Raw genomic sequence first — 21,603 nt, forward strand, 5'->3', positions numbered from 1 at the left:
CGGCAGGCGGCAGGCGGCAGGCGGCAGGCGGCAGGCGGCAGGCGGCAGGCGGCAGGCGGCAGGCGGCAGGCGGCAGGCGGCAGGCGGCAGGCGGCAGGCGGCAGATCGTAGGCGTACGCGAGCCGCCGTGGCCGCGCCTGGCTGGATCACGACATCCCGGGCACCCCGCGAAAGACGGTCCACGCGTCCGCGCGGCGCGCCACGGCCGTGATGCCCGAGGCCAACACCCGGTCCCCCGCACCGCGCGGCTCGTGCCGCCCGCACCAAGGGCCTCTCGTGTCTCCCGCCCTCTGGCGGACGCGCGTAGAAGCGCGCATCATGGCCGTGTTCCACCATCACTGCCGACCCATCCGACGCACACCTTGTCATGGGCATGCAATTCTCCCGGCGTCCCCATATGCCCCGGAATCCCCGCAGGACCCGCGCCGCCCTCAGTACTCGCAGTGCCCGAACCCCCCACCGTCCCCCTACGCATCGAGCGCACCACGCGCCTCGCACATCCGCGCGATTCACGCCACACCGCCCCACCGCCTCGCGGTCCCGCCCGTCGCCCCACTCCCCCGCGAGCGCGCGCATCGCGGACGCCGAACGCCCAGCACCGCCGCCGTCCCCGCCGGCGGCCCAGTGTCACGTGTCACGCATGGCGCGGCACGCACCCATGTGTTGTCATGCGCAGGTCACAACACCTGCGCGCGAGCGAAGGGAATCGACATGGCTTGCGGATCGACCAGTCTCTGGGCAGGTGAGACCACCTGGTTCTGCTGCGGCAGCGCCTGGGGCCCCTGCGGCAGCACCGGCACCGGTGCCTGCGGCACCTGCCAGTCCAACGCCCACCAGGCGGCGTGGCCGAACGCCTCCCAGGCGTGCTTCGACATCACCCGGCCCGACCTGTGCGGTGAGACGATCGCGCGCCGCGGCTGCGGCTCGGTGATGAACGTCAAGCACCAGTGCTCCGGCGCGACGGTCTGCGTCACGGTCTCCGACTGCGGACCGCGCACCAAGAGCTTCTGCGGCGAGTCCGCGTGCTGCAACGGCGTCTGCCGCACCAACCGCGTCATCGACCTGACCCCGGCCGCGTTCTCCGCGATCGGCAATCTCAGCTCCGGCAAGCTCCCCGTCTACATCTACGAGTGAGGAGGACCGACATGAGCCACGACCAGAATCCCGCGGGCCGCAGCCGGATGGACCGCCGGCGCTTCCTCACCACCGCCGCGCTCGGCGGTGCGACCATCGTCGGCGCCACCGCGCTCGGCGGCATCGACGCGGACGCCGCCTTCGCCGCGCCGATGCCGTCGCTCGACCCGGCGATCTCCAAGTCGGCGTTCGCCGAGGGCCGGATCACCGCGATCAACGGCACCGTGCTGGAGGTCGCCGGTTCCTACGGCGACCAGCACCTCATCCAGCTCACCAACGCCACCAGCGTCTGGAAGCTGCGCCCGACCACCGCGGCGGAGATCAAGGTCGGCGACGGCCTGTACGCGCGCGGTGTCGACATGCCCGACGGCACCATCGCGGCCGACGCGGTGTGGGTGAACATCGTGAATCTCTTCTGCGAGATCCAGGGCATCGCCAAGGACCGGCTGCACCTCACGCACGGCAACAACCACGCCGTCGTGGGCCGGATCGTCACCGAGACGACCACCGCCTCGTACCTGGGCGGCGCGCTCACCTCGGACCTGTCGCGGGTGCGGATCGGGCAGTCGGCGCAGATCCTCGGCGCCTGGCGTCCCGAGGACGACACCATCGACATCGCCCGCGTGACCGTCGGCCACTAGGAGGGAGCGCGATGATCTCCGTCATCCCGAGTCTGGCGCCGCTGCTGTGCGGGGTCCTGCTCACCGTGACCGGCGCGCCGAAGCTCTTCGGCCGCCGTACGGCCCAACTGGCCGCGAACACCGTCCTGGTGCGGGTCCTGGGCAACGGCCACCGCGCCACCCGGGCACTGCGCGCGGTGGGCGCGGTCGAGCTGCTGATCGCGGCGGCGCTGCTCGCCGTTCCCGAGGCCGTGGCGCCCGCCGTGGCAACGGCGGTGCTGGGCGCGGGCTTCACCGCGTATCTGGGGTACGCGCGGGCGACGGCGCCCGAGTCGTCCTGCGGGTGCAGCGCCCGTGACGAGGGGCCGATCGGCTGGCGGTCCTTCACCCGTGCCGGTCTGGTCGTCGTGGGCGGTCTGGCCGCCGTGGCCGCCGACCGTACGTGGTGGTCGAGGATCGGCGGGGATCCGGTGCCGTCGGCCGTCGTCGTGGTGGTGGCCGCGGCGGTGCTGCTCGGTCTGTCCTCCGACCTCGACCAGCGGTGGCTGCGGCCGTTGCGCAAGCTGCGGCTGCGGGTCCTCGGGCATCCGCTGAGCGGTTCCGGCGAGCGGGTGCCGGTCGCGGCGTCGGTGGAGCTGCTGGAGAACTCCCTGGCCTGGCAGGCGACGGCTCCCGTCGTCCGCTCCGCCCTGCTCGACCACTGGGACGACGAGGGCTGGCGCATCCTGCGGTTCGCGGGCGTCCACGAGGACTCGCGCGGGGCGCGGCCGGTGAACGTGCTGTTCGCGCTCGACCTGGCGGCGACCATCGACACGGCGCCCGTGCCCGCGGTGCGGGTGTCCGTCATCGACGACGTCACGGAGGAGCCGGTCGACGTGGACCCGCTCATCTCGGCGGCCGAGCGCCTTCAGCTCCTCCCGCTGGTCAACTGACCCGAAAGAGACGGGGCGCGCCCCCTCCCCGGTACGGGAGGGGGACGCGCCCCGCGTGGTGCCCGGACGAACCGTGGTCAGGCGCCCGGTGCGGGATCCGGCGGGTAGCCGACGGGCGTGTCGGCGTAACTGCCGTAGGCCCGCATCTCGGCTGCCGCCGCGAACGGCAGTCCGTTGAGCGCGCTGAGCGCGGTGAAGCGGACATAGCTCGCGCGGACCCGGTCGAAGGCGATGACCTGGGTCGACGGGGAGTCCACGAGGGTGCCGCGGGCGACGGTCGTCCAGGTGGTGCCGTTGTCGGAGACGGCGACCTCGTAGCCGGCCACCCGGCCGTTCTGGCCGCCGGTCTGGCGGTCGAGGTAACCGAAGCCGTCGAGGTCGGCGGGGCCGCCCAGCTTGAGGGTCACCCAGTGCGGGTACGGCGCCTCGGAGTTGGTGTAGTCGGTGTGCCAGATGGTGCCGGGGTCACCGTCGAGCACGTTGGAGACCGGACCCTCCGCGGCTCCCGAGGAGAGGTTCTCGGAGTCCGCGGTCGCCGTCATCGAACTGGGCGAGAGCAGCGCGCGGGTCGCGACGGTCGCCTTGGCGTCCGCCGACACCGACTTGGTGGCGCCGTCGTTGGTGTAGCCCGCCACGACCTTCCAGGAGGCGGCGGTCCCCGCCGCTCCCGCGGGCGGGGTCAGCAGCCAGGTGGTGCTCACCGACGCGCCGGGCTTCACCGTGGCGAAGCTGTTGCCGTGCTCGGTCTTCACTGCCGCGGTCCACCCGGCGGGCAGGCCGTCGAGCCGCTGGACGACGCCGGTGGCGTCGGTCAGCTCGCTGTTGGTGAAGGTGGTCACGTACTCGCTCGGCACGCCGGGGCTCAGCTCGGCGGTCGGCGGCGTCGTCACACTCGCGCACGCCGGACCCGCCGGGGCGGGGCCCAGGTCGGTCACCGAGAAGTCGTCCAGCACGAAGTCCGTGCCGTTGGCGCCGCCGAGCTTGCGCAGCCCCACCCAGGTGTCGCCGCAGCCCGCGACGATCTCCTTGGAGTACGTGGCCGTGTCGAGCGCGGGCGCGAGCACGTCGCGCGTCACGTCCTTGGACGCGACCTTTCCGCCGCCGACGACGTCCGCGCCGGTCACCCAGGCCCACTGGCCGTCGAGGTTGGTCTGGTAGCGGAAGGAGACCGCGTACTTGTGGGCCGCCACGAAGGGCACGGTCGCGGGCACCGTCCGGTAGACCAGACCGCTGTTCTCCTCGTGGGCTTTGAGCGAGTGGTTCCCGCTGATGACGTCGTCCACCGCCTGGCCCTTGAGGGTCCCGGAGTTGTACGGCGAGTAGGTGTTCTTCCAGGTCTTCTGGCTGTACGGGGCGTGCAGGTCGCTGATGCTGGTGCGCGGGTCGGTGGCGCCGCCCGCGTCGCCCTTGACGAAGGGGCCCCAGCCGGGCTGATTGCCCTCGAAGTCGTCCCGAGCGAGGACGGTCCCGTCAGAACCGCCCGCTTTCTTGGGCAGCGGCAGCGTGGTGTCGGCCATCAGGCGTATGTCGTCCAGCGTGACGGCCGCGCCGCCCGCCACCGCGCTGACGGCGACGGTGACCTTGCCGTTGGACGGCGCGGTGAAGGTCACCGACGCGCGCTGCGAGTACGTGCCCTTCTTGGCGTCCGCGGCCATCTGGTTGGCGGCGGGCGTGGTGTCGAAGGTGTTCGCGGCGGGCTGCTTGCCGCCGGTGACGGCGAGGGTGGTGGCCCGGCGCTGCCCCTTGGCGATCTCGACGTTGGCGCTGAGGGTGTAGGTCTTGCCGGACGTCAGGCCCTTGACCTGCTGCGAGATGCCGGAGGCCGCGGTGCCGAGCCGGGCGACGTTGTCACCGCTGGCGGTGCGTACGGTGGTCGCGCCGCCGTGGGCGTTCCAGGCCGTGAGGTCGCCGGCGTTGAAGCCGGGGTCGTTCAGACCGGTGCCCTGCCCGAAGTCGACGTTGGTGTGCGGCGCCTTGCCGGACTGCGGGGCGAGGACGTACGGCTGATTCTTGTCGCCGCTGATCGTGACCTTGCCGGCGGTCGGGGTGATGTCACCGGCCTTCACCCGGCCCTGGTCGGTGAGCTTGTAGAGGGTGAAGCGCTTGGTGCCCGCGAACTGCCGTGTCACGTCGAAGGTGTGGGCGCCGCCGGACGCGCTGAAGTAGTACATCTTGTCGGCGTCGCTCGGCGAGGAGGTGCCGTTGCCGTGCTTGGCGTCGCCCCACGGCAGCAGGTAGCTGTCGCCGTCGAGGACGAGCGCGCCGCCCATCGTCACCTGGCGCTTGCCGCCCGCCATCGCGACGTGGACACCGCCGGTGAGGTCGGCGGAGGCGCCGAAGTCCCAGTGGGTGACCTGGTAGTGCTGGAGGAATTTGGTCGGCAGGTTGTCGGTCCAGATGTTCCGGTAGAAGGCGTTGTAGTCGTCCTGGCCGGTCCAGCCCTCGAACTCCTTGATGTCGGAGCCGCCGAGCAGCGGGTCGACGTTCCACACGTCGCGGTCGGAGTTGGCGATGAAGCGGACGATGTTGGAGTTGATGCCCTTGTTGGTGGCGCCGCCGTAGTTCTTGTCGCTCGCCCAGTGCGACCAGATCGAGTCGCCCTCGAATTTGTAGGCCCACTCGCTGGCGACCTCGAAGCCCATCGCATGGAGCTGGCGGGCCAGTTCGTCGGCGAGCCAGCCGCTGGAGTAGTAGGCGTCGATGTAGACGGTCTTGATGCCGGGCGCCTGCTTGCGCAGTTCCTTGAAGCGGTCGAGGACGGCGCCGCTGCCGAGGTCGGTGCGCTGGTCGATGTGGTACGACTGGTTGAGCCAGTCCCAGCCGTTGACCTGGCCCTGGATGAGGCCCGAGCTGAAGTTCTTGGCCTGCGGGTACGCCTCGGTCACGTTGACGTGGACGGCGATGTCCGAGTTGTAGTCGCCGCCCACGGCGGCCAGCTTGTTGAGGTCGGTGAGGCCGCCGGCCCTGACGTTGTAGTCGCCGCCGTAGTCCGGGTGCGCGGAGTCGTGGCCCTCGTTGGCGTAGCCCTTCTCCAGCACCCACTGGCCGAGGTCGTCGGTGGCCAGCGAGATCCGCTTGACGTTGTCGAGCGTCTTGAGGAACGGGTTGGTGGCCTGGCTCGCGAAGTTGAACGGGATGTGCTGCACGACGCGTTCGGGCACCCGGTCGGCGCCGAGCGGGCGCGTCATCGCGGCGCGGTAGGCGAGCGCGCCGTCCTCCCAGGTCACCTTGTTGTCGCCGTTGGCGTCACCGGAGAGCACGACCGTGGTCCGCGGCAGCGTGTACGTCGCCACCCGCCGGTCCGTGGCGCCCTTGGGCGCGTAGGTGTAGTTGCCGACGGACAGCTCCGCGCGGCGCGCGCCGCCGCCCGCGTCCACGATCCGCGACTGGAGCCGGGTGTTGCCGTTGTCGTTGTTGTCCTGCGCGGCGTCGTCGGTCGCGTCGGTGATCAGCCCGCCCGCGAGCGTGGAGTTGCTGACGAAGCCGTACGGGGTGCCGACGGACGCCTTGTCGGGCTTGGCCGCCGCGCTGATCGTGAGGAACTGGTCGGCCGTCGTCGTGGAGTCCGTGGAGATCTTCGTACGGGCCAGGCTCGCGTGCGGGTCGGAGGAGTCGACCGACAGCAGCGACTGGCCCGGGATCGAGAACTGGTTGACGGTTGGGGCGGCGCTGCCGGTGATCTTCCGGACGGCGAAGACGACGGTCTTCTTCGCTGTCACGGTGATCGTCGAGGTGATGGTGACGTTCGGCAGGTCGGCGAAGGTCGAGGTGTACGTCGCGGTGTCGCCGTGCGCGGACATCTTCGTGGTCGCGTTGTGCGCGGCGCCGTTGATGTCGAAGGTGTGCAGGACGGACGCCTGGCCGGCGAGCGTGCCGCCGTTCAGCGCGTACGAGATGACCTGGGGGAATTCCTTGGCGACTGTGACCTTGAGCGCGCCGTGCCCGATCTCGACGGGGGTCGCGGGGTCGGCCGGGGGCGGCGGGTCGACGGGCGCGGGCGTGGTGTCACCGACGGCGCGGACCCTGATCTCGGAGGCGGAGGCGTTGTCGGACCCGTTGACGGCGCTCTCGGCCTCGACCTTCACATAGCGGCCGGTGACGGGCTTGTCGAAGACGACGGTCTGCACCTCGGTGTTGCTCGTCGGCTGGTGGAAGGAGCCGGTCGCGGCGGGCGCTCCCCAGTTCCCCTTCGGGTCCTTGGCGACGGCCGCGTCGTCGGTGACGAAGATCCGGTAGCCCTTGACCGGGCCGTTGGCCTGGTTCTTCACCGAGTAGTCGACACCGGTGAGGGTGAAGGAGCCGCCGACGTCGAGGGTGATCCAGTGCGGCATCGGGGTCTTGGCGACGCCGACGCCGCCGACCACGTCGTAGGCGACCGTCCACTGCGTCGACGGGTCGTTGTCGAACGCGGCGAGCGCCGTGCCGTCCAGGGCCGGGGGCGCGGGGTAGGCGGGCGACTCGGAATCTGCCTGGACCAGCGTGTACTGGGCCGGGTCGATCGGGGTGCCCGCGGCGGCGGCCTTGTCGGCCGACGTCTGCGGCGGGGCGGCGAGCGCCGGAGTGACGCCGACCGACAGCAGGGCGAGCGAGGCGAGCAGGGCGGCGGCGGTCGCGGACCGCTGCCGCCGCCACCTTCCGCGGTGGGGTGATCGGGGCGAGCGCGAGGTCATTCCTGTACCACCTAGGGCCTTGAAGAGCCGGGAGCGAGTCGGGAGTGGTGGAGACTGTAGCGGCGATGGCATCGATAACACCAGAGCCCGACAGAGCTTCTTGAACAGGTGATAGCGGGCGACATCGGGGGGTCATGGAGCCGGTGTGGTCCGGGAACGCGGACAGGCGGCGGTACGGACGGCAGGGGTACGTACACCCCCGCGCGCGGTGAGGCCCTCCGGCCGACCGTCGGCGCCCGACCGTCAGCGGCGGGCGGGCGCCGTGCTGGCGCGGACGACCAGCGTCGGCTCCACGGAGGCCGGTTCCAAGGTGGCGTCCGGGTCCGCGATGTACCGCATGAGGTGGGAGACCGCGAGCGCCCCCATCTCGGCGAAGGGCTGGGCCACCGTGGTCAGCGAGGGCGAGCAGTACTCGGCGAGCGCGATGTCATCGACGCCCACGACGGAGATGTCCTCCGGCACCCTGCGGCCCAGTTCGTGCAGGGCCCGGATCACGCCGAACGCCATCTCGTCGCTGGCCACGAAGACCGCCGTGACGTCGGGGATCCGGCCGAGGATGAGGCCGTTGCGGTAGCCGGAGGCGGGCGACCAGTCGCCCGTCAGCTCCGGCGGCACCGTCCTGCCCTCCGCTTCGAGCACCGCGCGCCAGCCCTGCGACCGGCTCGCCGCGTCCAGCCACTCACCGGGTCCCGCGACGTGCCAGACCGTCTCGTGGCCCAGGTCCAGCAGGTGCCGGGTGGCCAGCCGCGCCGCCGCCGACTGGTCGACGGCGACCACTTCGGTCGCCGACGTGCGCGAACCGTCGACGGTGATGGTGGGCACGGCGCTGGTGAGCTGCTCGATCTGGCGGCTCACATGGATCAGCGGAACGGCCAGCACGACGCCTTCGACGTGCTGGTCGGCCAGCCGCAGCATCGAACTCTCGATGGCAGAGGTGTCCAGCGACGCGGTGGTGGCGGTGCTGACCGCGTAACCGGCTTCCTGAGCGGCCCGTTCGATGCCGAGGGTGAGGGCGGTGCGGGAGTAGAAGCTGGTCTGGAGGGTGACCACGCCGATGGTGCGGCTGCGGCCGGAGGAGAGCATGCGCGCCGCGTTGTTCCTGCGGTAACCGAGCTGGTCGACGGCGGCGAGCACCTTGGCGCGGGTCTTGTCCTGCACATTGGGGTGACCGGCCAGGGCCCGCGAGACGGTCTGCGCGGAGACCCCGGCGACCCGTGCGACATCCGCCATGCCGGGCGGACGGGAGGCGTCGCGCGCGCTCTGGTTCTTCATGGGTCCCTTCCGGCTGATCCGCTGCCGCCGATGATAGCGGTCGCACCCGCCCAAAGGGGGCGCTCTCCAGCTCGTGATCCCGCCCCGGACCGGCTGAAGGCACCGCGTTGGCATCGATAACAATCTGTGCGACAGTTCGGTGCTGTGAGCCTTCCGACCACCACCGCACCCGCGGACGCCAACGGCCGACCCGCGCCCCTGCTGTCGTATCCGCACGGCACGTTCCTGCGCGGCGGGCAGCCGCACCGCGTCCTGGCGGGGTCGCTGCACTACTTCCGGGTCCACCCCGAGCAGTGGGCCGACCGGCTGGAACGCCTCGCGGCCATGGGGCTCAACACCGTGGACACGTACGTCCCGTGGAATTTCCACGAGCCCCGCCGGGGGCGGCCGTCCTTCGAGGGCCCGCGCGACATCGAGCGGTTCGTCGCGCTCGCGCGGGACACCGGCCTGGACGTGATCGTGCGCCCCGGCCCGTACATCTGCGCCGAGTGGGACAACGGCGGGCTGCCCGCGTGGCTGACCGGGAGGCCCGGCATGCGGCTGCGCTCCTCGCACCGGCCCTTCCTCGACGAAGTGGCGCGCTGGTTCGACGCGTTGATCCCGCGCGTCGCCGCGCTCCAGGCGGCGCGCGGCGGGCCGGTGGTCGCCGTGCAGGTGGAGAACGAGTACGGCAGCTACGGCGACGACCACGGCTATGTGGCGTGGGTGCGCGACGCGCTGGTGGAGCGGGGCATCACCGAACTGCTCTACACCGCGGACGGGCCGACCGACCTGATGCTCGACGGCGGCGCCCTGCCGGGCACGCTGACCACGGCGACCTTCGGGTCCCGCGCCGCGCAGGCCGCCGAACTGCTGCGCTCGCGCAGAGCGGGCGAGCCGTTCGTCTGCGCCGAGTTCTGGAACGGCTGGTTCGACCACTGGGGCGAGAAGCACCACATCCGGACCGTCGACAGCGCCGAGGCCACGCTCGCCGAGATCCTGGACGAGGGCGGCTCGGTGAGTGTCTACATGGCGCACGGCGGCACCAACTTCGGCCTGTGGGCGGGCGCCAACCACGACGGCGACAGGCTCCAGCCGACCGTGACCAGCTACGACTCGGACGCGCCGGTCGCCGAACACGGCGGCCTCGGCCCGAAGTTCTTCGCCCTGCGCGACCGGCTGCTCGCGGTGACCGGCGCGGCCGAAGCCTCCCGGCCGCTGCCCGCGACCGCGCCGCCGCTCACCGCTCGCACGCTCCCCGTGGTCCGGGGCGCCGGCCTGCTGGACGCGCTCACCGCCCTGTCACGGCCGGTGGCGTCCCCGCATCCGCTGAGCTTCGAGGAGCTGCAACAGCCCTCGGGGCTGGTGCTCTACCGCGCCCGCCCCCGTCTGCCGCGCGGCCCGCAGGAGATCACCGTGCACGGGCTGCACGACCGCGCCCAGGTCTTCGTGGACGGCGCGCCCGCCGGTGTGCTCGACCGGGAGACCGGCTCGCTCACCGTCGAGGGCGCCGGCGAGCCCGTACTGCTGGAACTCCTGGTCGAGAACCAGGGCCGGATCAACTACGGTCCGCTGCTCGGCCAGGGCAAGGGCATCCTCGGCGGGGTCCGCGTGGAGCGCCGCCTGGTGCACAACTGGTCGGTCCACGGACTGCCGCTGGACGAATGGCCCGCGGCCGACGTGGAGCGCGCGCCGTCGGTCGCCCCGCCGTCCGGCGACGCGGGTTTCGCGAGCGCACGGTTCACGGCGGAGGCCCCGGCCGACACCTTCCTGGCCTTTCCCGGCTTCGGCAAGGGCTTCGTATGGGTGAACGGCACACTGCTCGGCCGGTACTGGGAGATCGGCCCGCAGGTCACCCTCTACGTGCCCGCGCCGCTGCTGACGGCCGGCGAGAACACCGTCACGGTGCTGGAGCTGGAGCGTTTCGGCGACCGCGTCGAGCTGCGCGACCGGCCGGAGCTGGGGCCGACCGAGGAGTACGTCGAGACGTTCGACTGAATCGCGCGGCCGGAGGCCACCGCTTCGCGTCGCTACCCGTCCGCGTCGCTGTCCGGCGCGGCCTTCTTCGCGCGGCTCGGCTGCACCCGCTTGGGCTCGCCCTTCATCTTGGGGTGCTCCGGCGGGTAGGGCAGGTCGCCGAGGCCGTGCTCGCGCTCGTCCTTGTCGGCCAGTTCGAGCGCCGCGTCCAGCCGGAAGGCGTGCTCGTCCATGTCGGCGTGCACGTCGCCGACCTCCGCGAACCGCCCCGGCATGGTGCCCAGGTCGAAGTCCTCGGGCACGGCGCTGCTCACCTCGTCCCAGCGCAGCGGCGCGGAGACCGGGGCGTGCGGGAACGGCCGTACGGAGTAGGCGCTGGCGATCGTGCGGTCGCGCGCGGTCTGGTTGTAGTCGACGAAGATCCGCTCGCCGCGCTCCTCCTTCCACCAGGCGGTGGTGATCCGGTCGGGCGCGCGGCGCTCCAGTTCGCGGCCGATCGCGATGGCCGAGCGCCGTACCTGGGTGAAGGTCCACTCCGGCGCGATCGGTACGAAGACGTGCAGGCCGCGTCCGCCGGAGGTCTTCGGCCAGCCGGTCAGGCCGAGTCCGTCCAGCACCTCGCGCAGCATGAGCGCCGCGCGTACCGCGTCACCGTAGTCCGTACCGGGCTGCGGGTCGAGGTCGATGCGCAGTTCGTCGGGGTGGTCGGTGTCGGCGCGGCGCACCGGCCAGGGGTGGAAGGTGAAGGTGCCGAGGTTGGCGGCCCACAGGACGGCGGCGGTCTCGGTGGGGCAGATCTCGTCGGCGTACCGGCCGCTGGGGAAGGCGATCCGGGCGGTGGGGATCCAGTCGGGCAGATTCTTCGGGGCCCGCTTCTGGAAGAAGGACTCGCCCTCCACGCCGTGGATGTAGCGCTCCAGTGTGGTCGGTCGGTCCCTGACCGCCCGCAGGATGCCGTCGCCGACGCTGAGGTAGTACCTCACCAGGTCGGCCTTGGTGAATCCGCGCTCCGGGAAGTAGACCTTGTCCGGGTGGGACACCCGGACGGCCCGCTCGCCGACGGTCAGTTCCAGCGTCTCGGCCATGCGACCACGCTAGGCCGTACGGCCGGGCGGCGCCCGTCGGCGGGCGCCGCCGGGCGGGGCCGCGCACAATCACCAGCATGGACCTTCCGGTGATGCCTCCTGTGCGGCCGATGCTGGCGAAGTCCGCCGCGGCCGTCCCGCCCGGCATGCTCTACGAGGCCAAGTGGGACGGGTTCCGGGCGATCGTCTTCCGCGACGGCGACGAGATCGAGTTGGGCAGCCGCTCGGGCAAGCCGCTGACCCGGTACTTTCCTGAACTGGTCGAGGCGCTGCGGGAGCGGATTCCGCCGCGCTGCGTGCTGGACGGCGAGATCGTCATCGTGCGGGGCGGCCGGCTGGACTTCGACGCGCTGCTGGAGCGGATCCACCCGGCGGAGTCCCGGGTCCGCCATCTGGCGGAGGTGACGCCCGCGTCCTTCGTCGCCTTCGACCTGCTGGCCGTGGGCGACGAGACGCTACTGCCGGTGCCGCAGCGGGACCGGCGCGAGGTGCTGGTGGAGGCGTTGCGGGAGGCGACGGCGCCGGTGTTCACCGCGCCCGCCACACAGGACATCGATACGGCCAAGGAGTGGTTCTCGCGCTTCGAGGGCGCCGGTCTCGACGGGGTCGTCGCCAAACCCCTGCATCTGCCGTACCGGCCCGGCGAGCGCGTCATGATCAAGGTCAAGCACGAGCGCACCGCGGACTGCGTGGTGGCCGGGATGCGGCTGCACAAGAGCGGTCCCGTGGTCGGCTCGCTGCTGCTCGGTCTGTACGACGCCGAGGGAATGCTTCAGCACGTCGGCGTCTGCGCGTCCTTCCCGATGCGCCGCCGCGAGGCGCTGATGACGGAACTGGAGCCGCTGCGGATGGCGTCCGTCGAGGGCCATCCGTGGCAGGAGTGGGCGAGCGAGGAGGCGCAGGCCGCCGCCCGGCTGCCAGGGGGGCCGAGCCGGTGGACCGGCAAGAAGGACCTGTCGTGGATCCCGCTGCGCCCCGAGCGGGTGGTCGAGGTGGCCTACGACCACATGCAGGGTGACCGGTTCCGCCACACCGCGCAGTTCCGCCGCTGGCGCCCGGACCGGGAGGCCGCGGAGTGCACGTACGCGCAGTTGGAGGAGCCGGTGGGGTACGACCTGGCGGAGGTGCTGGGCGCCTGACCGGCCGTCCGGCGGCGCCCTCGTCCGCTCCTCGAACTACCTGACGCCGTCGCTGCGCTGGGCGTCGCGCTGGAGGCCGGCCAGTACGACCTTGGGGTCGCGGTGCACGGCCTGTCCTATGTCCTTCTTCAGTTCGGCGCTGACCGGGGCCCAGGACGCCTTGGCGACGGGATAGAACGCCGCGTCCGACAGCAGGTTCATGAATGGCACGAGATCGCGGGACCGCGGATCCATCCTGACCGTTTCCGCGACTTTCACCGTGACCGGGAGCAACTTGTACTCCTGTTGGAATTTCAACAAATTCTCTTCGCTGTATATGTACTGGAGGAACTTGGCGTCGGCCTCCCGGTGTCCCTTCTGCCGGAAGGCCATCATCCAGTCGGCGTTCCCGAGCGCCTGCGAACTGGGGCCCGTCCTTCCGGGCAGCGGCGCCACTCCAATGTCGATTCCGGCCGCCTTCGCGGAGGGAAGCAGCGTCAGATGGCCGTTGAGCATCCCCGTGCGACCCGCGAGGAAGTCGCTGAAGGCATCGCTGACACTCGTCCTGGCCGGGTCCCTGGGGCCGACGAGACCGGCGTCGACGAGGTTCTTCTTCAGCCAGACGAAGGCGTCGACATTGCGTACCGAGTCCAGGTTGTACGAGCCGACGTTGTCGGTGTAGCCGCCGTCGTTGCCGATCATCCACATCATGGTCTCGGCTTCCGCTTCCTGCGGGCCGAGCGGCAGTCCGTACGGCACCGGGACGCCGTGCTCCTTGAGCTTGACGGCGTCGCGCCTGATGTCGGCCCAGGTCTCCGGGGCGCGGGTGACGCCCGCGCGGGCGAAGAGCTTCTTGTTGTAGAAGAACATCCGGGTGGAGGCGACCCACGGGATGCCGTACTGCACGTGGTTGACGGAACCGGCGTCCGTCAGCGACGGGACGAAGGCGGACTGCATGCTGATCGGGAACAGCTCGTCCGCGCTGTAGAGCTGCTTGTCGTCGGTGAAGGCGCTGAAGGAGTCGAGCTGCGCGAGATCGGGCGCCTGGCCGTCCTCGACCATGGTGGCGACCTGCGCGTCGGCGTCTGCGACAGGCACGAACTGCACGTCGACCGTGATGTTCGGATTCCGCTCCTCGAACGAGCGGGCCAGGCTGTTCCAGGTCTGGGCCACCGGACTCGCGGTCTTCAAACCGCTGTAGTCGGTGGCGACCACGTGCAGGGTGATGTCCTTGCTCCGCGGTGAGGTGTTCCCGCATGCGCCGAGGGTGGTCACCGCCAGCACCATCGAGCCGCCGACCGCCGCTAAGCCCAGAAATCGTCGCCGCCGCACCGCTTTCTACCGCCTTCGTATATTACTCGCCCCGTATTAACCGTGCCGAGTTTTCCGCACGCCTTCACCAACGGTCAACACCACACGTGATATCCGTCAGAAGAAGCGGAGCGCCCAGGTACAACACATCGCGGTATATCGGAAATCGCGCCAGCCATATCCGCCGCAAAAGGCGGATATGACTGGCGTGAGGTGTGTCGGGGGGTCGGGATGTGGCGGCGCTCCGGTCGAGCCGTGCGGGTCAGCGCTTCTCGGCGAGCGCCCGCCGGTCAGCCCAGAAAGCTCAGCCGGACCTGGCGGCGCGGATTGTCGACGTTGGTGTCCACCAGGACGACCGACTGCCAGGTGCCGAGTTCCAGGCGGCCGTCCAGTACCGGCAAGGTGGCGTGCGGCGGGACGAGCGCGGGGAGTACGTGGTCGCGGCCGTGCCCGCGGCTGCCGTGGCGGTGACTCCAGCGGTCGTCGGCGGGGAGCAGGTCCTGGAGCGCGGCGAGCAGGTCGTCGTCGCTGCCCGCGCCCGTCTCGATGACGGCCACGCCCGCGGTGGCGTGCGGCACGAAGACGTTCAGCAGCCCGTCGCGCCCGGCCGCCGCCTCGCGCAGGAACGACGCGCAGGCGTCGGTGAGGTCGTGGACGGTCTCGCTGGAGCCGGTCGCGATGTCGATGACGCGTGAGGTGAGGTTGTCGGCCATACGTCCATGGTCACTCAATTCCGCGGGCCGGCGGGGTGTCGGCGCGGCGGGTCGCCGGGGTCCCCGCGTCCGGCGGCGGGGCGCGGACTCCGGCCAGGCGGGCGGCTTGCGCCGCGATCAGCCGCCATCCGCCGCCATCCGCGAGGTGAGACGGCGTTGACCTGCCGACGGACGCGTGACTACCGTCGTTGTATGCCGCGTCCCTGCATGCTCACCTCGCGTGGTCACATCGACCTCCTGCGGGTGGCGTCTGCCGCGTGTTGTCGCGGTCGCTGACGTTTCGCGCCGCTTCCCCTCCCCGCGCTTCCGCAGCTCTTCTTCGCGTTCCGGCCCCGCCGGCCCCCTCGGGACGTCCCCGCGGTGATCCGGCGGACCTCCCGTGCCGCGCGCCGGGATCCCGCCGGACCGCACCGGATCCCGCCCACCGAAAGGCGTCCGCCCGATGTCCGTACACCTGCACTGGTTCCTGCCCACCGGCGGCGACGGCCGCACGCTGGTGGACCGCCACGTCTACACCGACGGAGGCGTGAAGCGCTCCCGGATCACGCCGGTCTCCGGCATCCGCGCCCCCGACATCGAGTATCTGGCCCAGATCGCGCGCGCCGCCGACCAGTTGGGGTTCGAAGGGGTGCTGACGCCGACCGGTACGTGGTGCGAGGACGCGTGGCTGACGACGCTGGCGCTGACCCAGCACACCGAGCGGCTGAAGTTCCTGGTCGCCTTCAGGCCCGGGGTGATCTCGCCGGTGCTCGCGGCGCAGATGGCGGCCACGTATCAGCGGATCAGCCGGGGGCGGCTGCTGCTCAACGTGGTGACCGGCGGCGACTCCACCGAGCAGAAGCGGTTCGGCGACCACCTCGACCACGACAGCCGGTACGGGCGCACCGCGGAGTTCCTGTCGGTGGTGCGCGGGGTGTGGGAGGGCAAGCCGTTCGACTACGACGGCGAGCACTACCAGGTGGCGGGCGGGCTGGTGGCGCTGCCGCCCGAGCCCCGCCCCGACATCTTCTTCGGCGGTTCCTCGCAGGCCGCAGGACCGGTCGCCGCCCGGTACGCCGACGTCTATCTGACCTGGGGCGAGCCGCCCGAGCAGGTGAAGCGGAAGATCGACTGGATCAGGGGGCTCGCGGAGGCCGAGGGCCGTACGGTCAGATTCGGCATCCGGCTGCACGTCATCGCGCGGGACTCGGCGCGCGACGCGTGGGCGACCGCGGACCGGCTGCTGGCCGACCTCGACGAGGACACGGTCGCCGCGGCCCAACAGGCGCTCGGCCGCAGCGAGTCGGTGGGCCAGCAGCGGATGCTGGCGCTGCACGGCGGGCAGCGGGACAAGCTGGAGATCTCGCCGAATCTGTGGGCGGGCGTCGGGCTGGTGCGCGGCGGCGCCGGTACGGCGCTGGTCGGCGCCCACGCGGAGGTCGCCGACCGGATCGAGGAGTACCACGCGCTGGGCATCGACCACTTCATCTTCTCCGGCTATCCGCACCTGGAGGAGGCGTACTGGTTCGGCGAGGGCGTGATGCCGGAACTGGCCGCGCGCGGTCTGCTGGAGGCCCTTCCGTCGCCGCTGTCCGCCGTGCCCGCCGCCAACGGCCGCCCGCCGTCCGCTCCGGGCGGGGCGCCGCTGCTGCTGTCCGGGGGCCGCTGAGCGGTCCGCGGCCGTGGGGCCGGCTGTGGTCGCGGGGGTCACCGAGGGGACGCGGACCTGGGGTGATTGCCGCCTCCGGGCATTGGTCTGTACCATTCGGCGGGCCTCGGGATATCGCCGGGGCTCGGGACATCCGCCTCTGTCGCGCCCCGAAGGGGGACCACCACGTGAACGCGCTGCACCGGCTCGCCGTGCTCGTCGACTCGTGCCTGCTGCCCGCCGTCGACGGCGCGGACGAGAGACTTCCCGACTGGATCCTGCGCGGCCTGGAACGCGGCACCCCCGGCGTCGCGGTGCACGCGCGCGGCCAGGTGGCGCGCAAGGCGTCCGACGCGCTGCGTGCGGCGCTCCCCGACGCCCTCACCGGCCACCCGGAGCCGCACCGGCCGGGTGGCGGCAGCGCCGCGGCGGCCGAACTCATGGCGGCCGGTGCCAATCTGCACCTCGCCGTACGGCCCGGCACCCGCGCTGACGAGACGCGGGTCTTCGTGACCGACCTCCAGACACACGGAGTGGCCGCCGCACTGGGGCCGTTCACCGGTACGGGCAGCCTGCGGCCCTTCGCCGAGGGGGCCGCGGCCGGTGTCCGCGCGATCACCGCGGGGCGCTCCCCCGTACCCGGTGAGGACGGTCTGCCCGCCACGCTCAGCGGCCCGGCCGTCACCGGCATCCTGCGCGGCGAGCTGGGTTACGGCGGGGTCGTGGTCAGCGACACCCTGGACGCGCCGTCGATCGTCGACGGCTGGGGCGTGCCGGGCGCCGCCGTCCTCGCCTGGATCGCCGGGGTCGACCTGGTACGCCTCGGCCCCGCGAGCGGCGCGGGTGTGCACGACGCGATCCACACGGCGGCGGCCCGCGCGGTCGCCGACGGCGACCTGCCGCTGTCCCGGTTGGAGGAGGCGGCGGAACGCGTCTCCCGGCTGCGCCGTTGGGCCTCGGAACCGCGCATGCCCGCCCCGGCCGGGGTCACGGGTCCGTCGGCCCGCACACCGGCCCCCTGAGGCGGCGCACGCTCCTCGGATCGCGGCGGCGGCGCGGCTCCGTCGCGCGCCTGCGCCCTGTAACCCATCCGTTTGACAGCCCTGGAGATGACGCCCATATTTATCTGCGTGACACAGATTCTTCGTCGCACATAGTTTTTGCCACGACTGCTCCCTCCGACCTTCCGTCGGCCGCACGGCTCCTTGTGCCACCCGCTCCCAAGTCCTTTCCACGAACGGGGAACACCGCCATGACCGTCCTCATCACCGGAAGCCGCGGGCGCGTCGCCCGCGCCCTCACCGCGCTCCTTCACGACCGGGGCTCCGACGTACGCGTCGCCTCGCGGAAGCCGGAGGAGGTCGAACCGCCGGTAGGGGTGCGGACCACCGCCCTGAGCCTGGACGAACCGTCCGGCTTCCCCGCCGCGCTCGCGGGGGTCGACTCGGTGTTCCTCTACGCCGAGGCGTCGCACATCGGCGCGTTCCTGGAGCAGGCGGAACGGGCGGGGGTCGGGCACGTGGTGCTGCTCTCGTCCGCCAGCGTCATGGAGCCCGACGCCGAGCGGGACCCGATCGCCCGGCACCACTTGGAGGTGGAGACCGCGCTCGCCGCCTCACCGATCGCCTCGACCGTGCTGCGCCCCGGCGCCTTCGCCGCCAACGCCCTCCAGTGGGCGTGGCCCATCAAGGCGTCAGGCGCGGTGAATCTGCCGTATCCCGGCGCCTACACCGACCCCGTGCACGAGGCCGATCTCGCCGAGGCGGCCTGCGCGGCGCTCACCGATTCCCGCGTGCGCGGCGGGACATACCACCTGACGGGACCCGAGTCGCTGAGCTTCGCCGAGCAGGTCGAGGTGCTCGCGGACGCCACGGGACAGCCGATCGCCGCCGTGCCGGTCAGCCGTGAGGCTTGGCGGGCGGAGACAGCCGAGCATCTGCCCGAGGCGTTCGCCGAGGCGCTGCTCGACTGGTGGAAGGCGCTCGACGGTACGCCCACGGTGGTGACCGACACTCTTGAACGGCTGATCGGGCGCCCGCCGCGCACCTTCACGTCCTGGGCGGCGGAGAACGCCGCCGCCTTCACCCGCCCGTAGCGGGTACGGCGGATCAGGCCCCGGCGGCGGCGCCGCCGGGGCCTGCCACGTCACCCGCCCGCAGCCGGGCGATCTGTGCGGTGCTCAGGTCGACGGTGCGGCGCATATGGGCGAGCAGGAGCGCGAGTTGGTCGTCGTCGTAGGCCTCGAGCATCCGCCACCAGCCGCCGCTCAGGCCGCCCCACACACGGCCGAAGTCCGCCATCCGGTCGGGCACTGTGGTCACCATGACCCGGCGCCGGTCCTCGGTGTCCCGCTCGCGGACCACGTAACCCGCGCGTTCCAGCCGGTCCACGAGCCGGGTGGCGGAGCCGGTGGTGAGGCCGGTCAGCTCGGCGATCCGCCCGATGGTGACCGCGCGCGACTCCAGACTCAGCAGATTGAGGCACTGCACGTCCGTGGGGTGCAGCCCGAAGTAGTCGGCGAGCGCCTGGTTGAACAGCGCGTACGACGCCGTGTAGTGGCGCGAGGCCACGGACAGCTCGGACAGCAGATCGGAGCGGCGGCCGGTGGGGGCGTCGATCCGCGCCATGGTGCCTCCTGCGTGGTTCCGCGCGGCCGCGGGGGCCCGCGCCCGTGCCGTCGCGCTTCTCTGCGCGACGCAGACAGTTTGGCAGACCGCCGCCCGCCCGGAGACCGACGTCTCCCGGGTCCCCCGGCCGCCTGCGCGCGGGGGAAGCTTTCACTCGCCCCCACCGTTGGGTGAAACATGAACGACTTGGGTGACGCGGCGGACGGGCCGGACGTGGCCGGCGTGCGGAACGTGCGGACGGTCGTGGTCGGCGCCGGGCAGGCGGGGCTCTCGGCCGGGTATTTCCTGCGCCGCGCGGGGCTGCGGTCCGGCACGGACTTCGTCGTCCTCGACCACTCCCCCGGCGCGGGCGGCGCCTGGCAGTTCCGCTGGCCGTCCCTCACCTACGGCAAGGCGCACCGCGTGCACGAGCTGCCCGGCATGCCGCTGGGCGACGCCGACCCCGACCGGCCGTCCGCCGAGGTGGTCGGCGAGTACTTCGCGCGCTACGAGCGGGAGTTCGACCTGGATGTCCGGCGGCCGGTCGACGTCACCGCCGTACGGGAGGGGGTCGCGGGGCGGCTGCGGGTGGAGACCGACGCGGGTGTGTGGTCCACGCGGACACTGATCAACGCGACCGGCACCTGGGACCGGCCGTTCCTGCCGTACTACCCGGGCCAGGAGACCTTCCTCGGGCGGCAGTTGCACACGGCGGAGTACCGGGGAGCGGCGGAGTTCACCGGGAAACACGTCCTGGTGGTCGGCGGCGGTACGTCGGCGGTACAGCTGCTGATGGAGCTGGCCGAGGTCGCCCGCACCACCTGGCTGACCCGGCGCCCGCCGGTCTTCCACAGCGCGCCCTTCGACCAGGAGTGGGGACGTTCCGCGGTCGCGCTCGTCGAGGACCGGGTCCGCCGGGGGCTGCCGCCGCAGAGCGTCGTCAGCGTCACCGGGCTGGCCGCGACCGACGCGATCCGCGACGCGCGGGACCGCGGTGTCCTGCGGCCCGAGCCCGTCTTCGACCGGATCACCCCGTACGGCGTCGCGTGGTCCGACGGCCGCACCCTGGACGCCGACGTCATCTTGTGGGCGACCGGCTTCCGCGCGGCCCTCGACCACCTGGCGCCGCTCAAGCTGCGCGAGCCCGGCGGCGGCGTCCGGCTCGACGGCACCCGCGTGGTCAAGGACCCCCGCATCCACCTGGTCGGCTACGGCCCGTCGGCGAGCACGATCGGCGCCAACCGGGCCGGGCGGAGCGCCGTACGCGAGATCCGCGCCTTCCTGGCCACCCGAACAGCCGAACCCACGAGCGAGCGTTCGCTCGAACGCGTGCACTGAACGCGAGTTGTCCCCTGCGACCCACGGGACGGGTGATGCTTACCGAACGCGAGCGACGGACTGCAGAACGTCATCGCGACTCCGGCCGAAGCCCGCTTCCGCGCCGGAGAGTTGGTCCCACACTCACAGTGCAATGCGCAAGACTGCCGCGGCGCGGCACGGAGGGGACATGCGCGTAGCGCTTTTCGTGACATGCGTGAACGACCTGCTGTACCCGGACACCGGGCGGGCCGTCGTCACACTGCTGGAACGGCTCGGCGTCGAGGTGGACTTCCCCGCCGCTCAAACGTGCTGCGGACAGCCCCAGTTCAACACCGGCTACCGGCACGAGACCGAACCGCTGGTCCGCCGCTACGCCGCCGCCTTCGACGCCTACGACCACGCGCTCGACAGCGGCGCGCAGGTGCTGTGCGGCGCGGACAACTCCTGCCTGATGCACTTGGACGGTCTGTTGCGGCGGCAGGACGCCGATCTGCGGGCCGTGCATCTGTTGGACGAGGTCGACAGTGTGATCACCGGCTGCGCGCTGGCCATCGCCGAGACCGGCGCCATCGTGCTGGACGCGGGCGCCGACCAGGGGCGGCGGATTCTCACGCTCGTCCCCGACCACCACATCTGCGTCGTGCGGGCACCGGATCAGGTGGTCGCCTCGGTCCCCCTGGCTCTGCCTCGTCTGGACGCCACCCGGCCCCAGACCTGGATCTCGGGCCCCTCCGCCACCAGCGACATCGAACTCGACCGCGTCGAAGGCGTCCACGGCCCCCGCACCCTGGACGTCATCCTCGTGGGTCCGCCGCCGAGCGGCTGACCTTCAGCGCCCACACCACCAGAGGTATCTGGACAGGGAGCCGGGCGTAGGCCGCGGCCTTCAGGGGTGCGGGGCGGTGCCGCCAGTCGTAGGCCATCTTGACGTTGGCGGGGAAGACGGCGGCGAAGAATCCGGCGGTGACCAGGGCGCCGGTACGGCGGGTCGCGGGGAGGGCGACGGCGGCGGCCAGCGCGAGTTCGGCGACGCCGCTGGCTCGGGTCCAGGCACGGGGACTGCCCGGAAGGGACTCGGGCACGATCGCCTCGTACGGTCCGGGGGCGAGGAAGTGGGTGGCACCGGCTCCGGCGAGCAGGCCGACGAGCAGTCGAGTGGAACGTGCGGGCACCGGGCACCTCCTGAGCGGGCGGGCGATTCCCGCCGCACTCTCACCTTACCCATGAGTAAGGTCGGGG

The 21,603-nt window shown here is 71.9% G+C and carries 17 protein-coding genes; 10 read left to right on the top strand and 7 right to left on the bottom strand.

Annotation, left to right across the window (positions count from 1 at the left end; genetic code table 11):
- The first annotated feature begins 711 nt into the window (after positions 1-711).
- From ACFZBB_RS07340 to ACFZBB_RS07350, 3 genes are read left to right on the top strand one after another with little or no spacing between them, the layout of a single operon-like run.
- Positions 712-1,134: a hypothetical protein gene (locus ACFZBB_RS07340; RefSeq protein WP_188284393.1), complete on the top strand. Its 423-nt coding sequence runs from the start codon at positions 712-714 to the stop codon at positions 1,132-1,134.
- 11 nt (positions 1,135-1,145) lie between these two features.
- The gene (locus ACFZBB_RS07345; RefSeq protein ID WP_391118743.1) at positions 1,146-1,775 is read left to right on the top strand and encodes a cell wall protein; all 630 of its coding nucleotides are present in this window, start codon (positions 1,146-1,148) and stop codon (positions 1,773-1,775) included.
- Between the two features lie 11 nt (positions 1,776-1,786).
- A complete protein-coding gene (locus tag ACFZBB_RS07350) occupies positions 1,787-2,686 on the top strand; it encodes a MauE/DoxX family redox-associated membrane protein (protein WP_391118745.1) in 900 nt (299 codons plus the stop codon).
- A gap of 77 nt (positions 2,687-2,763) precedes the next feature.
- Here the strand turns inward: ACFZBB_RS07350 and ACFZBB_RS07355 are convergent, their stop codons facing one another.
- Complete coding sequence (locus ACFZBB_RS07355) at positions 2,764-7,356, bottom strand: endo-alpha-N-acetylgalactosaminidase family protein (protein WP_391118747.1); 4,593 nt, start codon at positions 7,354-7,356, stop codon at positions 2,764-2,766.
- A 243-nt stretch (positions 7,357-7,599) separates the two neighbouring features.
- Positions 7,600-8,628, bottom strand: a complete 1,029-nt coding sequence (locus ACFZBB_RS07360; protein ID WP_391118749.1) for a substrate-binding domain-containing protein — start codon at positions 8,626-8,628, stop codon at positions 7,600-7,602.
- Between the two features lie 144 nt (positions 8,629-8,772).
- On the opposite strand from ACFZBB_RS07360, the gene ACFZBB_RS07365 reads away from it, so the two are divergent.
- On the top strand, positions 8,773-10,605 hold the full coding sequence (locus ACFZBB_RS07365; RefSeq protein ID WP_391118751.1) for a beta-galactosidase: 1,833 nt from the start codon (positions 8,773-8,775) through the stop codon (positions 10,603-10,605).
- A 32-nt stretch (positions 10,606-10,637) separates the two neighbouring features.
- On the opposite strand, the gene ligD is transcribed toward ACFZBB_RS07365, so the two are convergent.
- Complete coding sequence (gene ligD / locus ACFZBB_RS07370) at positions 10,638-11,669, bottom strand: non-homologous end-joining DNA ligase (RefSeq protein ID WP_391118753.1); 1,032 nt, start codon at positions 11,667-11,669, stop codon at positions 10,638-10,640.
- A 77-nt stretch (positions 11,670-11,746) separates the two neighbouring features.
- Here ligD and ACFZBB_RS07375 point away from each other — a divergent pair, with 77 nt between their 5' ends.
- A complete protein-coding gene (locus ACFZBB_RS07375; RefSeq protein WP_391118755.1) occupies positions 11,747-12,808 on the top strand; it encodes an ATP-dependent DNA ligase in 1,062 nt (353 codons plus the stop codon).
- A gap of 36 nt (positions 12,809-12,844) precedes the next feature.
- On the opposite strand, the gene ACFZBB_RS07380 is transcribed toward ACFZBB_RS07375, so the two are convergent.
- Together ACFZBB_RS07380 and ACFZBB_RS07385 are read right to left on the bottom strand one after the other, a co-directional pair.
- Positions 12,845-14,062, bottom strand: coding sequence for an extracellular solute-binding protein (locus ACFZBB_RS07380; protein ID WP_391118757.1), 1,218 nt, complete (start codon positions 14,060-14,062; stop codon positions 12,845-12,847).
- Positions 14,063-14,388: 326 nt separating this feature from the next.
- Positions 14,389-14,811 carry a secondary thiamine-phosphate synthase enzyme YjbQ gene (locus ACFZBB_RS07385; protein ID WP_355343711.1) on the bottom strand — a complete coding sequence of 141 codons (423 nt, stop codon included), beginning with the start codon at positions 14,809-14,811 and terminating at the stop codon, positions 14,389-14,391.
- Between the two features lie 442 nt (positions 14,812-15,253).
- Between ACFZBB_RS07385 and ACFZBB_RS07390 the strand changes: the two genes are divergently transcribed.
- The 3 genes from ACFZBB_RS07390 (at position 15,254) to ACFZBB_RS07400 (ending at position 18,533) form a co-directional block, all read left to right on the top strand.
- Positions 15,254-16,459 (top strand): LLM class flavin-dependent oxidoreductase, encoded by a 1,206-nt coding sequence (locus ACFZBB_RS07390; protein WP_391118759.1) that lies wholly within the window; start codon positions 15,254-15,256, stop codon positions 16,457-16,459.
- 167 nt (positions 16,460-16,626) lie between these two features.
- Complete coding sequence (locus tag ACFZBB_RS07395; protein WP_391118761.1) at positions 16,627-17,460, top strand: glycoside hydrolase family 3 N-terminal domain-containing protein; 834 nt, start codon at positions 16,627-16,629, stop codon at positions 17,458-17,460.
- A gap of 230 nt (positions 17,461-17,690) precedes the next feature.
- A complete protein-coding gene (locus ACFZBB_RS07400) occupies positions 17,691-18,533 on the top strand; it encodes an NAD(P)H-binding protein (RefSeq protein ID WP_391118763.1) in 843 nt (280 codons plus the stop codon).
- A gap of 13 nt (positions 18,534-18,546) precedes the next feature.
- On the opposite strand, the gene ACFZBB_RS07405 is transcribed toward ACFZBB_RS07400, so the two are convergent.
- A complete protein-coding gene (locus ACFZBB_RS07405; RefSeq protein WP_391118765.1) occupies positions 18,547-19,065 on the bottom strand; it encodes a MarR family transcriptional regulator in 519 nt (172 codons plus the stop codon).
- Between the two features lie 177 nt (positions 19,066-19,242).
- Between ACFZBB_RS07405 and ACFZBB_RS07410 the strand changes: the two genes are divergently transcribed.
- Complete coding sequence (locus ACFZBB_RS07410) at positions 19,243-20,382, top strand: NAD(P)-binding domain-containing protein (RefSeq protein ID WP_391118767.1); 1,140 nt, start codon at positions 19,243-19,245, stop codon at positions 20,380-20,382.
- A 169-nt stretch (positions 20,383-20,551) separates the two neighbouring features.
- Positions 20,552-21,190, top strand: a complete 639-nt coding sequence (locus ACFZBB_RS07415) for an LUD domain-containing protein (protein WP_391118769.1) — start codon at positions 20,552-20,554, stop codon at positions 21,188-21,190.
- On the opposite strand, the gene ACFZBB_RS07420 is transcribed toward ACFZBB_RS07415, so the two are convergent.
- Positions 21,159-21,536 carry a hypothetical protein gene (locus tag ACFZBB_RS07420; RefSeq protein ID WP_355346613.1) on the bottom strand — a complete coding sequence of 126 codons (378 nt, stop codon included), beginning with the start codon at positions 21,534-21,536 and terminating at the stop codon, positions 21,159-21,161. The two genes, ACFZBB_RS07415 and ACFZBB_RS07420, sit on opposite strands and share 32 nt — an antisense overlap.
- Between the last annotated feature and the right edge of the window lie 67 nt (positions 21,537-21,603).

Source organism: Streptomyces sp. NPDC008139 (assembly GCF_042957025.1).
Classification (GTDB): domain Bacteria; phylum Actinomycetota; class Actinomycetes; order Streptomycetales; family Streptomycetaceae; genus Actinacidiphila.

Bases quoted from the DNA above. Each gene is read 5' to 3' on its own strand.
- ACFZBB_RS07340 (WP_188284393.1), top strand. From the start codon at position 712: ATGGCTTGCGGATCGACCAGTCTCTGGGCAGGTGAGACCACCTGGTTC.
- ACFZBB_RS07345 (WP_391118743.1), top strand. From the start codon at position 1,146: ATGAGCCACGACCAGAATCCCGCGGGCCGCAGCCGGATGGACCGCCGG.
- ACFZBB_RS07350 (WP_391118745.1), top strand. From the start codon at position 1,787: ATGATCTCCGTCATCCCGAGTCTGGCGCCGCTGCTGTGCGGGGTCCTG.
- ACFZBB_RS07355 (WP_391118747.1), bottom strand. From the start codon at position 7,356: ATGACCTCGCGCTCGCCCCGATCACCCCACCGCGGAAGGTGGCGGCGG.
- ACFZBB_RS07360 (WP_391118749.1), bottom strand. From the start codon at position 8,628: ATGAAGAACCAGAGCGCGCGCGACGCCTCCCGTCCGCCCGGCATGGCG.
- ligD (WP_391118753.1), bottom strand. From the start codon at position 11,669: ATGGCCGAGACGCTGGAACTGACCGTCGGCGAGCGGGCCGTCCGGGTG.
- ACFZBB_RS07375 (WP_391118755.1), top strand. From the start codon at position 11,747: ATGGACCTTCCGGTGATGCCTCCTGTGCGGCCGATGCTGGCGAAGTCC.
- ACFZBB_RS07385 (WP_355343711.1), bottom strand. From the start codon at position 14,811: ATGGCCGACAACCTCACCTCACGCGTCATCGACATCGCGACCGGCTCC.
- ACFZBB_RS07390 (WP_391118759.1), top strand. From the start codon at position 15,254: ATGTCCGTACACCTGCACTGGTTCCTGCCCACCGGCGGCGACGGCCGC.
- ACFZBB_RS07400 (WP_391118763.1), top strand. From the start codon at position 17,691: ATGACCGTCCTCATCACCGGAAGCCGCGGGCGCGTCGCCCGCGCCCTC.
- ACFZBB_RS07405 (WP_391118765.1), bottom strand. From the start codon at position 19,065: ATGGCGCGGATCGACGCCCCCACCGGCCGCCGCTCCGATCTGCTGTCC.
- ACFZBB_RS07410 (WP_391118767.1), top strand. From the start codon at position 19,243: ATGAACGACTTGGGTGACGCGGCGGACGGGCCGGACGTGGCCGGCGTG.
- ACFZBB_RS07415 (WP_391118769.1), top strand. From the start codon at position 20,552: ATGCGCGTAGCGCTTTTCGTGACATGCGTGAACGACCTGCTGTACCCG.